This window comes from Pseudomonas sp. RtIB026 (genome assembly GCF_016861355.2).
Taxonomy (GTDB): Bacteria; Pseudomonadota; Gammaproteobacteria; order Pseudomonadales; family Pseudomonadaceae; genus Aquipseudomonas; species Aquipseudomonas peradeniyensis.
This window is the reverse complement of the sequence record NZ_AP023348.2, coordinates 3,642,199-3,655,169: the sequence shown is the minus strand read 5'-3', so window position 1 is coordinate 3,655,169 and position 12,971 is coordinate 3,642,199. Positions and strand designations below refer to the sequence as shown.

At 67.3% G+C, this 12,971-nt stretch carries 11 protein-coding genes; 5 read left to right on the top strand and 6 right to left on the bottom strand.

Features of this window, described 5'->3' with window-relative positions:
* Window positions 1–110 precede the first annotated feature (110 nt).
* From PRtIB026_RS16440 to PRtIB026_RS16420, 5 genes are all read left to right on the top strand, one after another.
* Entirely contained in the window at window positions 111–1,022 is a 912-nt protein-coding gene (locus PRtIB026_RS16440; RefSeq protein WP_244670883.1) for an aliphatic sulfonate ABC transporter substrate-binding protein, read from the top strand.
* 220 nt (window positions 1,023–1,242) lie between these two features.
* Window positions 1,243–2,019: a 2OG-Fe(II) oxygenase gene (locus PRtIB026_RS16435; RefSeq protein ID WP_050705786.1), complete on the top strand. Its 777-nt coding sequence runs from the start codon at window positions 1,243–1,245 to the stop codon at window positions 2,017–2,019.
* A gap of 5 nt (window positions 2,020–2,024) precedes the next feature.
* On the top strand, window positions 2,025–2,774 hold the full coding sequence (locus PRtIB026_RS16430) for a tRNA-dependent cyclodipeptide synthase (protein ID WP_050705754.1): 750 nt from the start codon (window positions 2,025–2,027) through the stop codon (window positions 2,772–2,774).
* A gap of 70 nt (window positions 2,775–2,844) precedes the next feature.
* Window positions 2,845–4,389 carry an MFS transporter gene (locus PRtIB026_RS16425; RefSeq protein WP_244670886.1) on the top strand — a complete coding sequence of 515 codons (1,545 nt, stop codon included), beginning with the start codon at window positions 2,845–2,847 and terminating at the stop codon, window positions 4,387–4,389.
* A complete protein-coding gene (locus PRtIB026_RS16420; protein WP_203646436.1) occupies window positions 4,376–5,716 on the top strand; it encodes an LLM class flavin-dependent oxidoreductase in 1,341 nt (446 codons plus the stop codon). Before PRtIB026_RS16425 ends, PRtIB026_RS16420 begins: the two co-directional genes overlap by 14 nt.
* A gap of 132 nt (window positions 5,717–5,848) precedes the next feature.
* On the opposite strand, the gene PRtIB026_RS16415 is transcribed toward PRtIB026_RS16420, so the two are convergent.
* From PRtIB026_RS16415 to PRtIB026_RS16390, 6 genes are all read right to left on the bottom strand, one after another.
* Window positions 5,849–6,763: a fatty acid desaturase family protein gene (locus PRtIB026_RS16415; protein ID WP_244671009.1), complete on the bottom strand. Its 915-nt coding sequence runs from the start codon at window positions 6,761–6,763 to the stop codon at window positions 5,849–5,851.
* Between the two features lie 88 nt (window positions 6,764–6,851).
* Window positions 6,852–7,919 carry a GNAT family N-acetyltransferase gene (locus PRtIB026_RS16410; protein ID WP_203646440.1) on the bottom strand — a complete coding sequence of 356 codons (1,068 nt, stop codon included), beginning with the start codon at window positions 7,917–7,919 and terminating at the stop codon, window positions 6,852–6,854.
* Window positions 7,920–8,346: 427 nt separating this feature from the next.
* Window positions 8,347–9,630 (bottom strand): histidine decarboxylase, encoded by a 1,284-nt coding sequence (locus PRtIB026_RS16405; protein ID WP_203646442.1) that lies wholly within the window; start codon window positions 9,628–9,630, stop codon window positions 8,347–8,349.
* Between the two features lie 80 nt (window positions 9,631–9,710).
* Window positions 9,711–10,460 carry a 2,3-dihydro-2,3-dihydroxybenzoate dehydrogenase gene (gene dhbA, locus PRtIB026_RS16400; RefSeq protein WP_203646444.1) on the bottom strand — a complete coding sequence of 250 codons (750 nt, stop codon included), beginning with the start codon at window positions 10,458–10,460 and terminating at the stop codon, window positions 9,711–9,713.
* Window positions 10,460–11,326: an isochorismatase gene (locus PRtIB026_RS16395; RefSeq protein WP_203646446.1), complete on the bottom strand. Its 867-nt coding sequence runs from the start codon at window positions 11,324–11,326 to the stop codon at window positions 10,460–10,462. The genes dhbA and PRtIB026_RS16395 overlap by 1 nt, the downstream gene beginning before the upstream one ends.
* A gap of 17 nt (window positions 11,327–11,343) precedes the next feature.
* Window positions 11,344–12,945, bottom strand: a complete 1,602-nt coding sequence (locus tag PRtIB026_RS16390; protein WP_203646448.1) for a (2,3-dihydroxybenzoyl)adenylate synthase — start codon at window positions 12,943–12,945, stop codon at window positions 11,344–11,346.
* Window positions 12,946–12,971: the final 26 nt, after the last annotated feature.

Below are 12,971 nucleotides of genomic sequence, written 5' to 3'. Positions count from 1 at the left end.
CGCGATCACCGGCAGAGCCGGTGCCATCCAACGCGCTGCCTGCATCGCGGGGCAAGCCCGCTCCCACGGGATTCAGGGGGCGTTACATCCTGGCGGGGTTGCTGTGCCTGATGCTGGGGATCGCACACGCCGACGAAACCCTGCGCGTCTCCAGCCAGAAGAACTCGCTGCAGGTGCTGCTGCAGGCCGCCGGCGAGCTCGACGATGTGCCATACCCTCTGGAGTTCGCCGCCTTCGGCGCTGCCGCGCCCACCGCCGAAGCCCTGGCGGCCGGCGCGGTGGATATCGGCACCCTGGGCACCGCGCCGTTCGTGTTCGCCACGGCGGCCGGCGCCGGGCTCAAGACCGTCGGGGTGGTGCGCCTGCAGGTGACGCCCACGGCGGTGGCAATTGTCGTGCCCGACAGTTCACCCCTGACCGACGCGGCGTCGCTGGTGGGCCGGCGCATCACCACCACCCGTGGCTCCATCGGCCATTACCTGGCGCTGGCCGCATTGCGCGCCAGCGGCCATAAAGGCCGCGACGCCACGTTCGTGTTCCTCCAGCCGGGCGAGTCGCGCAGCCTGCTGGCCAACGGCGGCGCCGATGCCTGGGCCACCTGGGATCCGTACACCAGCATGGTCCAGCTCGAAGGCGGCACGCGGGTGCTGGTCAGCGGCGAAGGTTTGTTCGCCGGCAACATGCTGCTGGTGGCCAACCCCGCGGCGATTCGCGACAAGCCGGCGCAACTGCGGGATTTCCTGCATCGGGTCGGCCGCGCCTGGGACTGGGCCAACGCTCATGTCGAGCAATTCTCGGCGATCCAGGCCCGCCAGAGCGGGCTGCCACTGGAAGTGCACCTGCGCTCGAACCGCTATTCACAGCCACGCCGGGTCGCGGTGGACGACGCCCTGGTCAGGGACCTGGCCGACACCGCCAGGCTGTACCGGGACGAGGGGGTGATCGGTCCGGGCTTCGTTGCCGAACAACAGGTGGACAGGCAGTTCAATGAGGCGCGAAAGTTCAGTGAAAGTTGTCCGTAACACATGAGCCAAGTTGTCATTTTTATAATGTTCATGCGCATTGCTGATAATGGTTGAAGTTGCTCTGTAATATTTTGAAAAAGTTTTGACGCTAGAGAAAAACGATATTTCACAAGTGCTTGCCGCTTGCTGAAGATGGCCTGGCGACCATCGGATGTCGCCGGTTATCCGCCCATCACAGGTGCAGTCAAACCGTTCAGGAATAGGCGAGGGAGTGTTCATGCTGACAATTACCACGGTCGAGGAGTTGACCGCCGCACAGTTAGACGATGTGATTCACGCCCGTACACTGGGCATCCTGATCAAAGGCTTCGCACCCGCCGATACCGTGGCCCTGGCTCTGGAGCGCCTGAGCCATCACGAACTGCGCGGCGCCTTCAGCGAACAGACCGAGTTCGTGCGCCTGGGCAAGGCCTATATCGAGATCAAGGACGAAGCCAGCCGCGCCGAGTATCACGGCCAGGCCATCGGCAACATCCGCAAGATCCGCAGCGCCTTCGGCCCGCTGGCGTCGCCCATCGATCACCTGCGCCTGCTGCTCGACGAGGTCTGGCCCAAGGGGGCGCGGCTGCTGGATGTGAACGGGCAGAAGTGCTTCGTCGGCATTGCCCGCTTCCAGGGCAACAATGTCGACCTCACGCCGCATACCGACGACCTGGCGCGCAACGCCCCGGCCGACCACCAGCCGCGGCTGCTCACCCAGCTGTCGACCAACATCTACCTGCAGATCCCCGAGGACGGCGGCGAGCTGGAGATCTGGAACCTGCACCCGGACGAGGCCGAATACCAGCGCCTGCGTGGCCAGCGCGCCTACGGCATCGAGCGCCACCTGCTGCCGCCGCCGGACCTGGTGGTCAAGCCCGAGCCGGGCGACCTGATCTTCCTCAACCCGCGGCTGATCCACGCGGTGCGCCCTTCGGCCACCAGCACCCGGGTCACCCTCGGCGTATTCATCGGTTATTTCGGCGACGACCAGCCTTTGGCCTACTGGAGCTAAGCGACATGAGCAATGTGGAAGCGATCAACCTCAAAGCCTATTTCAACAAGGGCGGCGAAGAACTGGACTTCACCGGCAAGCGCTGCGTGCTGGCGGTCAGCGTGGGCCAGGAATACCACGAGGAGCACAAGCTCAGCTCCACCGTGCACCTGATCAACAAATCCGGCTTCAGCCAGGTGAAGGTGGTGGTGGCCGACACCCTGCAGCGCCACAACAAGCACGGCAAGTCGCCGGGCGAGGCGCTGTCGGCGTCGATCCGCGACGGCGACGCGTGGTTGGCGCGCAATCGCAAGTACCTGGCCGGGCTCGAGGCGCCGGTGCGCATCAGCCGCTGGAACCAGGAGCTGGCCTCGGACCGCTACGCCGAGCTGCGCCAGCAGGTGAACCAGCTGTACCGCGACAGCGAGGACCTGCGCGGCGCCATCGAGGCGACCATCGGCGTGTTCATCGAGCGTTTGCGATTGCGCGACCCCGAGGCGGATCTGGAGCGCGCCGCCGCCCAATGCCGCGAGTACATCCTCGAGGAGGTGCCGATCATCCTGCCGCAGTGGGCCGAGGAGGGATACGACTACGTGATCTACCCGCAGCAGATGACCGATGCCATGGCCACCGCCCGGCGCCTGCTGGTCGAGCCGCACGCGCCGGAGCGGGTGCACTGGCTGCCGCTGAAGTTCAAGAAGCGCGGCATCCCGATTCCCTTCACCCTGCCAGGAGCGGTGCATCCGGCCTGGGCCGCCAGCGCCATTGCCATCTGAGTCTTCGCAATCCCGGCCCCACGCCACACGGACGACGGCCTTCATACTGAAATCCGGAACAGGAGTTTCCATGGGCGTTTTTGCGCAACAGCAACGCAAATGGTGGGCTTTGCTCGGTGTGAGCATCGCCAGTTTTCTCGGCTGCGTCGACTTCACCATCGTCAATACCGCGCTGCCGGCGCTGCAGGCCGACCTCGGCGCCTCGGTGGACAGCCTGCAGTGGGTGATCAACGGCTTCATCCTGGCGCTTTCCAGCGCCATGGTGCTGGTCGGCCGGCTGGCCGACCTGAAAGGCCGCCGACGGGTGCTGAATATCGGGTTGGGAGTGTTCGGACTGGCCTCGCTGGCGGCGGGGCTGGCCACCGGCATCGACACCCTGGTGGCGGCCCGGGTCGCCCAGGGCCTGGCCTGCGCGGTGCTGTACACCGCGTCGGGGGCGATCGTCGCGGCCACCTTCGCCAGCGAGGAGCAGGGCAAGGCCTTCGGCGTGCTGTTCGGGGTCAACGGCATTGGTCTTGCCGCGGGGCCGGTGCTGGGCGGGCTGATCACCAGCGCCTTCGGCTGGCAGTGGATCTTCCTGGTCAACGTGCCGTTCGTGCTGCTGAGCCTGGCGATCATCGCCGTGGCGGCGGACGAGTCGCGGGCCGGCGAGGAGGGCGCGCGGCTCGACTGGCTGGGCGCGCTGCTGTTGCTGGTGGGCTTGCCGAGCCTGGTGCTGGTGATCGTCCAGGGCGCCGCTTGGGGCTGGACCTCGGCCAATACCTTGGGCCTGCTGGCGGTGGCGCTGCTCGCCTTGCTGGTCTTCGTTGGGGTCGAGTTGCGGGTCGATGCACCGATCATCGACCTGCGCCTGTTCGCCAACCGCCGTTTCGTCGCGGCGGTCACCGCCAGCTTCGGCCTGGCGGTGTTCTATTGCGTGGCATTCTTCGTCATGCCGCTGTACCTGGCGTTGATCCGTGGCGAGAGCGTGCAGGCCAGCGGCCTGCTGTTGTTGCCGACAACGCTCGGGGTGGCGTTGCTGTCGCCGCTGGTGGGCCGCCTGGTGGACCGCAAGGGCCCGGCGCTGCTGGTGCAGGCCGGGCTGCTGCTGTTCGTGCTGTCCGCCGTGCTGCAGGCAGCATTCGGCGAGCACACCTCGCTGGTGCATCTGTTGGGCGCCTTCGCTGTGATGGGACTGGGCTGGGCCTGCATCCTCGGGCCCTCGACGGTGCTGGGGATCTCGTCGGTGCCGCAGCAGGTGAGCTCGGTGGCCATGGGCTCGCTGATGACCCTGCACAATGTCGGCGGCGGGCTGGGGCTGGCAGTCGGGGTGGGGTTGTACCGGGCGGTGGCGGTCGACACGCTGTCCGCAGCCACGGGCGTGCCGGTGCAGACCGACTGGCTGGCCCGGGCGGCGGCTGCGCCGGAGCAGGGTGCGACCTTGTTGGCCGAGCACCTGGGGCAGGGCGACGATGTCCTGCAGGGCTGGGTGCATGCCGCGTTCCTCGACGGTTACCAGGCGCTGATGGTGTTCCTCGCCGTCAGCCTGTTGCTGGTCTGGGGTAGCGTGACCCTGCTGCTGCGAGCGAAGAAGGCAACCGTACCCGCCCAGGAGCCCAGCCATGGCAAGGCGTGACGGCCGCCTGCGGCTGGGCGCCTTTCTCTCCGGCGCCGGCGCTCACGCCGGCAGCTGGCGACACCCGCAGGCGGACGCCGATGCCTCGATCAACTTCGAGCGCTACCGGCAGTACGCCCAGACCTTGGAGCGCGGGCGTTTCGATGCGCTGTTCCTCAACGACAACGTCGCCGTCGGCGAGCTGGACCCTCGGGTGCTGCGCAGCAGCGCCTACAGCCTGCGCTGGGACCCGCTGACCCTGTTGCCGGCGCTGGCGGTGGTAACCCGCCATATCGGCCTGATCGCCACCGCCAACACCAGTTTCAACGAGCCGTACAACATTGCCCGCACATTTGCCTCCCTCGATCACTTGTCCGGTGGCCGCGCCGGCTGGAACCTGGTGACCGCGCTGATCGGTGGCGAGAACTTCAACCAGGGGGCGCACCTGCCCCATGCTGATCGTTACGCCCGCGCCGAGGAGTTCTTCGACGTGGTCACCGGGCTCTGGGACAGCTGGGCGGACGATGCCTTCCCGCTGGACAAGGCCTCAGGCACCTGGCTGGAGCCTGCGCGCATGCGGGTGCTCGAGCACCAGGGCGCGCATTTTCGGGTGCGTGGCCCGTTGAATGCCCCACGCCCCGTGCAAGGCTGGCCGGTGATTGCCCAGGCCGGTTCCTCGCAGGCCGGCCGGGCGCTGGCGGCGCGCAGCGCCGAATTGGTGTTCACTGCCCAGCAGACCTTGAACGAGGGCCGGGCGTTCTACGCCGACATGCACCAGCGCCTGGCGCTGGCCGGGCGGGAGCCGGAGTCGTTGCTGGTATTTCCGGGCCTGGCACCGGTGGTGGGGCGCACGGTCAGCGAAGCCCAGGAAAAGCACGAGCAACTGCAGGCGCTGGTGGATCCGGAGGCGGCGCTCAAGGCGTTGTCGTTCCTGCTGGACATCGGCATCGACCTGGAGCAGTTACCGGCGGATGCCCCGGTGGTGCTGCCGGACCCTTTGCCGTTGACCGAGCGGCACCAGAGCCGCCAGCAGTTGGTGGTGGACCTGATCCGCCGCGAACGGCCCACCGCCAGGCAGTTGCTGGCCAGGCTCGGCGCGGGCGGGCACCGGCTGCTGGTGGGCACGCCGGGGCAGATCGTCGAGGAGATGGCCTGCTGGTTCGAGGAAGGGGCGGCGGATGGCTTCAACCTGCTGTTTACCCACCTGCCGGGTGGGCTGGACGATTTTGTCGGGCAGGTGGTGCCCGAGTTGCAGCGGCTGGGGTTGTTCCGGCGTGAGTATGAGGGGCGCACGTTGCGGGAGAATCTGGGATTGCGGTATGTGCCCAATCGATATTTTCAGGGCTGAGGATCGCTGGGGGCGCGTTGCGCCCCTTTCGCGGCACAAGGCCGCTCCTACAGGTTATCGCGTGCCTGTGTAGGAGCGGCCTTGCCGAGGCGTCGGACCGGCCGGAAAGGGCTGCATCGCAGCCCCAGGGCCTCAACCCCGCTGATCGAAGAAATGCCCCATCAGCTGCAACAACGGCCGCCGCCGGTTCTTCACCGCGAACTCCCACTCATGGGTCTGCGACGGCGCATGGCCGACCTCATGCTCGCTCAGCAGCTTCTGCACCTGGGCCAACCGGTACCACGGCACCGAGGGGAAGGCGTGGTGGACGATATGCAGGTTGAAGTTGAGGATCACATAGCGCGACCACAGCGGCAGGTCCTTGCAGTCATGGGACACGCCGTCCTGCTCCCAGAACTGCAGGCGGTCGGCGTCCCGCGCAAGCAACGGCGCCTCGGCGTGGTGGGGCAGGTTGAGCAGCTCGACCATGAAGAACAGGAACACCCAGGTGATCCCGTAGAACAGCACCAGGTCCAGCAGGTGCCCCAGGCTCCAGGCCAGCACGGCCGCCGCCACGTACCCGGCCAGGTACAGGCGGGCGAAGCGGATCTCCTTGAGAATCCTCGGCGAACTGTCGCCCTTGGCCCGGGCAATGAACGGCGCGCGCCAGTTGAGCAGGAAATGGTTGGCGGCGATCATCGGGATCCAGTGCTTCCAGACGAACTCCAGGGTGCGCTCCTGCTTTTTCGTCATCACCGAGAAGCGCTCGATCATGCCGCGGTTCTCCGGGTCGTTCACCGGGTGTGCGGTCCAGGTGTGGTGGGCCATGTGGAAGCGCCGACGGACCAGGAACGGCAAGGCGATCAGCCAGCCGTCGCAGTGGCCGATGAAGTCGTTGAGCCGACGGTTGGCCGAGGCGGCGCCGTGGGTCGCCTCGTGCATGATCAGGTAGAGCTGCACGGTGGCCAGGCCTGCCAGCACCAGGCCCAGCAACTGCAAGGCGGTGGAGTCGGCGAGCCACAGGTTCCAGGCCACCGCCAACAACGCCAGGTCGGCGACCCAAAGCATCACGGTCCAGGGTTCCCGGGCGCCGTCGGGGATCTGTTTTCTTACACTAAGCCATTGGTCCTTGGTCACTTGCAAAAACTCCGATCGGTTAGCTGGCGGCCCGGGAAGCCGGGGCCGCGGGAAGGCTGCAGAGGTTGTTGGCCAGGTGCGCGTAGGCCAGGTCGAAGCGGGCGATGTCGTCGTCGAAGCCGTGGCTGCGCGGCGCCACGTCGAAGTCCTGGAACACCAGCTGGATGCAGTCGTAGCGCGTGCCGTTCTCCAGGTGCCAGGCCGGCAGGTAGGCGGTGATGGCAAAACCCAGGCGGCGCAGGCTGGCCAGCAGTTCGAGCTTGTCGGCCAGGATCACCAGGCTGACATACTCGGCCTGCGCATGTTGGCGCAGCAGTGCGCCCAGCTCCGCCAGCACGGCTTGGCTTGACAGGTAGCGACCGCACTGGCCCGACAGCATCAGCGCGCCGGCCTTGGGATCGTGGGTGTAGCTGAGCTGGCCATGGCGTTCGGCGCCGGTGGGGCCGCTCAGGAAGGTCTCCGGGTAGCTGCCGGGAGTGACGCCGAGGCGCAGGGCGGGGTAGAGCAGGCGGCGGACGAAGTCGGCGGCGCGGGTGGTCACGTACCAGGGCGCAACATGGACAAAACCGGCCTGGAGCACCGGCTGGATGGCGGTCAGGTGATATTCGCGCAGGCCGTCGACCGTGTCCGGGCCGCCGTCATGCCCCACCAGCACGGCGGGGCGGATCTTGTTCATGACGCTGTGGCTTGCGATGTTGCGGGTGATGTAGAAGCCCAGTTCCACGGGCTCGGGCCGGTGGGTCTCAAAGCCCAGGCGGATCAGGCTGGAGATGGCGCCGGTCCTGCGCGCATCGGGGTGGATGACCCCGTGGCAGACTTCCCACGAGCGGTTCCAGGGGCGACGGGCGATGCAGCAGCAACCGAGCAGCTGGCCCTCGGCCTCGGCAACGAACCACTGTTGTTGCCCACTGCCCATGGAGTAGTGGATATAGCCCGGGTTCTGGCAGGGGTGGGTGGTCTGCCCATACACCTGCTGGAACAGCGCGGCGAGGGCTTCGATATCGGCGGGGCTGGCCGGGCGATAACGCAGTGATTCGGTTTCCGGCAACGGCGCAACGGCCGTTTGCGGCGAACGGGTCGCAGTCATGACGCACCTTTTGTCTTTATTGAAGGCGAACGAATGCAGTGACCGCCCAAGGCGGGTCACAGGCACGTGGCGGGGTGGGTGCAGGGGTCAGTGACGGGGATGTCGTCGCAGGTCGGCGCGGCTGGGTGATGTGTGTAGAGGGTGAGGCGAGGGTGCGTCATCCGTGAGCATGGCCATCATACGACTCCTGTACATGGCGGGTTCTTGTCCAAGGCCAGCGGAAATCCTTGCCGCTGCCAGGAAACGGACTATAGAGCCACGCCATGGGCCGTCAAACGGGGGGCGACCGGTGTCTGCAACGCGGTGCCCCGTCACGGTGCCGAGGCGGCGGGCAGGCCCGCCCCCTGTTTTTCGGCGCGCAAGGTCCCGGAGCAGTGCGCCGTAAGAAAAGGCTTACATGTAAATGGTTGTAAAGACGACCAAGCGTTCAGATATCGCTGTCCTTGAGGCGGGCAAGGCCGCTGTCGCGCGCGGGTCTGGCATGGCCCGGCAGCGGCTCCGGCCGGGGTAGTCCTGCCGTGCTGTAGACTCGGGTACGACTGCCCAGGCCATCCACCAGTGGCGCCTGCAGCGGGTATCGGGTGCGAGACTTGAGGTCAGCGATCACCTCGTCGAGCAGGGCGTCGATCTGTGCGCTGTCCTGATGATGGGCAGTGGTGATCAGGTGCGCGGTGTCGCCCGAGGTGGCCAGGCAATGGCGTTTCCACACGCTGGCCGAGGGGCAGGGGAACACCACGGTGATCGAGTTGGGGTTGCGCCAGGCCTCGATGCCGGCCGCCCGCAGCCGGTCCACCGCGTGCTGGGCCAGGTCCAGGCAGCGCTGGATGCGTGCGCGCCAGTCCTCCCGCGACCGGCTGCACAGGGCGGCCCACATCATCAGTGGCGTGTGACCATTGCGCGAGCCGCTGATGGTCTGGTCGCGGGCGCTGATGTAGTCGATTTCCACCGAGATGCGCTCGACGTTGCCACGCCGCGCCACGACGATGCCGCAGGGCATCGGCGAGCCGATCATCTTGTGTCCGGAGACGCAGATCGAGTCGATGCCGTCGGCGAACGAGTAGGGCTCGGGGGCGTCGACGAAGGGCAGGATCATGCCGCTCAGGGCCGCGTCGGCATGCAGGTAGTAGTCCTCGCGGCGGATGCCGGCCCGGGCCAGGCGTTGCTGGATGGTGGCGATGTTGTCGGTGGCGCCGCGCAGGGTGGTGCCGATATTGGCGAAGATGATCGGGTGGCGCTCGCCATCGGCGGCGATCCGCGCGACCAGGTCGTCGTAGTCCATCTCGCCGTTGGCCTGGGACTCCACCACTTGGGCCTTGATGCGCAGCAGGCGGACGATCTTGGCCACCGAGTAGTGGGTGTCCTTGGAGTAGTAGAGGGTGGCGGCGGGGAACAGCTCGCGGGCCAGGTAGCAGCCGAACATGTTGCCTTCGGTGCCGCCGTTGGTGACGTAGCCCCAGCTGTCCTCGAACGGGATGTGGAACAGCTCGGCGAAGCAGCGCATCACCTCGCGCTCGAAGTCGAAGGAGTTGAGCAGGTAGTTGCTGGGCTCGTTCCAGTCGCCGCAGTTGTTGATGGAAAAGCGCATGAAACGGTGCAGCAGGCTGTAGTCGAAGTCGGCTGACTCGGGGTAGCCGACATTGAAGTACTGGTGGGTGAGGCAGTATTGCCAGAAAGCCTCGAGACGCTTGTGGTTGGCGGGTGAGAATGTCATGTCCAGCTCCATGGTGCGCGCTCGGCCAGCCAGGGCCGAGCGCGGTGCGGGTGAAAGTCCTTGTCAGTGCCGCATCAGGCTCAGGCGGCCAGGGTGGCGCCGCCGTCGACCACGATATCCTGCAGGGTCACGTGGCCGGCCTGCTCGGAGGCCAGGAACAGCACCACATTGGCGATGTCGTCGGGCGTGGCGATCTTGCCCAGCGGCACGCCGAGCTTGAACTGCCCGGGCAGGCCGTCGACCAGCTGGCACTCGAGCGCCGGGTCGCCGAGCATGCCGGCGAGCATCGGCGTGCGCGTCGAACCCGGCGAGACCACGTTGCAGCGCACGCCATAGGGCGCCAGTTCCAGGCCCACGCAGTGGCTCAGGCTGACCAGAGCGGCCTTGGAGGCGCAGTAGGCGGCCATGTTCAGGCGCGGCACGTGGGCGGCGTTGGAGGCGACATTGACGATGGCGCCGCGGCGCTGGCGGCGGAACACCGGGGTCCACTGGCGCATCAGGTAGAACGGCGCGCTCACGTTGACATCCAGGCAGCGCTGCCAGTCCTCGCAGGACACTTCGTCGCTGCGCCCCAGGCGCAGCACGCCGGCGACATTGACCAGCACATCGAGGTACTGCGCCTGCTCCTTGAGGCGGTCGCAGACCCGCTGCACATCGGCCGGGTCGGTCAGGTCGACATGCAGCAGCGGGAACGGCACGTCGGCCTCCTCGCAGTCCAGGCCGATGACCTCGGCGCCTTCGTCGAGAAACTGTTGCGCCACGCAGCGGCCAATGCCGCTGGCGGCACCGGTGACCAGCACGCGCCGGCCGGTGAAACGGGCCATGGCCATCAGGCGGCACCCCGCGCTTGCACCAGCGACCACCAGCCATCCAGGGTCGGCGCGTTGGCCAGCTCCTCGAAGCTGACGGCGATGCCGCGCAGCTTGAGCTCGGCGGCCAGCTTCATCACCTGCAGCGAATCCAGGCCATAGAAGATCAGGCTTTCCTGGGGATCGAGCTCGCTGTCGTCCTCGATCATCTGGCGCACCCGGCCGTGCAGCCAGTCACGGGTGGTCACGCCCGCGGGCTGGGTCAGCAGGGTGGCGGTATCGGTGACATGGCCGCAGCGGGTGGCCACGTACTTCAGGGCCAGACGGTGCTCCTCCTCGGAGAAGTCGGCCACCGCATCGCCCACCAGGAAGGCCTGGATATCGTTCATGAAGGCGTCGGCGGCGGTGATCATGCAGCCGATATGAGCGTACACGCCACCGATCAGCAGCTGGTCACGCTGCCAACCGCGCATGCGCTCGAGCAGGTCGGAGCGCTGGAAGGCGCTGTAGCGCCACTTGGTCAGCACGGTATCGCCCGGCTGCGGCGCCAGGGCGTCGATGATCGGTTGCTGCTCGGGGCTGGCCGCCGGCAGGCCCGGGCCCCACATGGCGTTGAGCAGGGCGCGGTCCTCGGGCGGCTGTTCATGGGGCTGGGCGGTGTAGACCACCGGGATGCCCTGCTCGCGGGCCCACTGGATCAGCCGCGACAGGTTGTCCACCAGGGCGGTGAGCAGGGCGCCGTCGGGCTGGTAGAAGCGCAGGAAATAGCGCTGCATGTCGTGGATCAGCAGCACGGCGCGGGCCGGGTCGGGCTGCCACTGGGTCTTGTTGGCCGGGTAGCTGGCCCGCTGTGGCATGGCATAGTCGTGGATGGTTGGAATGGTCATGTCGGGTCCTTGGACGGTCAGGCGGTCGGGGCAACGGCGAGCAGCGCGCGCAGTTGCTTCTTGTCGATCTTGCCCACTGCGGTCAGCGGCATGGCGTCGATCAGCCGGATCCGGTCCGGGAGCTTGTACTCGGCGATGCCCAGGCCCATCAGGTGACGGCGCAGGGCAATCGGCTTGAGCTGCGGATTGCGCGAGACGATGAAGGCGCAGCTCTTTTCGCCGAGCAGGTCGTCGGGCAGCGCCACCAGGGCGGCGTGGGTCACGTCCGGGTGCATGACGATCAGGTTCTCGATCTCTTCCGAGGCGACCTTCTCGCCGCCGCGGTTGATCTGGTCCTTGACCCGGCCGACCACCCGCAGGTTGCCGTCGGCGCTGCGCTGGACGATGTCGCCGGAGTGGTAGAAGCCGTCCTGGTCGAACACCTGGGCGTTGTGCTCGGGGCTTTTGTAGTAGCCGCAGAAGGTGTAGGGGCCGCGGGTGGCGAGCATGCCCGGCTCGCCGTCGGCGACCGGCTGGCCCTGTTCGTCGAGGATGCGCACCTCGTCCAGCTCGCTTATCGGCCGGCCCTGGGTGGTGAACACCTGCTCGTTGCTGTCATCCAGGCGGGTGTAGTTGACCAGGCCCTCGGCCATGCCGAACACCTGTTGCAGCCTGCAGCCCAGCACCTCGGGAACCTGCCGGGCCAGGGCCTCGGCGAAGCTGGCGCCGCCGACCTGCAGCAGGCGCAGGCTGCGCAGCTTGGCCGCGTGCCCAGGCGCGGCCTGCAGCCACAGGGCCACGGCGCTGGGCACCAGGGCGACCATGGTCACGGCGTGGCGCTCGATCAAGGCGAAGCAGTTGAGCGGCTCCGGATTGGCCGCCATGACGACGCAGCCACCGGCATGCAGCACGCCAAGGCCGCCGGGCGAGCTGAGGGTGTAGTTGTGTGCGGCGGGCAGGGCACAGAGAAAGCGTGTGTCGCTGTCCAGGGCGCAGATCTGCGCGCTGGCGCGCACGCTGTAGGCGTAGTCGTTGTGGGTGCGCGGAATCAGCTTGGGAGTGCCGGTGCTGCCGCCGGACAGCTGGAACAGCGCCACTGCGCCGGCTGGGCTGGGCGCGTAGTGGGTACCGCGCACGTCGGCGCTGGCGCTCCAGTCGTCGAGGGCATCGAGCATCAGCGTCAGCTTCGGACGCAGGCCTTCCTTGGCCAGGTCGTCGAGGAACGCGTCGTTGCGGAACACTTCGTGCTCGGCCGAGGCGATCAGCAACGCGGGGTGGATCTGCCGGGCAAAGGCGCCCAGCTCGTGCTGGCGGTGACTGTAGAGCGCGTTGACCGGGGCGATGCCGGCCTTGAACAGGGCAAACAGCACGATGTAGAACTCGGCGACGTTGGGCAACTGCACCAGCGCCGTGTCGCCCTGGCCCAGGCCGTGGGCGGCCAGGCGCGAGGCCAGGTTGGAGGCGCGCCGGTCCAGTTCGCCGTAGCTGATGCGGCGCTCGCCGCAGAGGATCGCCGGTGCTTGTGGCTGCGCGGCGGCGCGCTCGATCAGCAACTGGCTGAGCGGCTGGTCGTTCCAGTAGCCGGCGGCGCGATAGCGCTGCGCCCGGTCCGCCGGCCAGGGGGTGAATTCGATAGTCATGAAGGTCTCGGAAAACGGATTTGAGG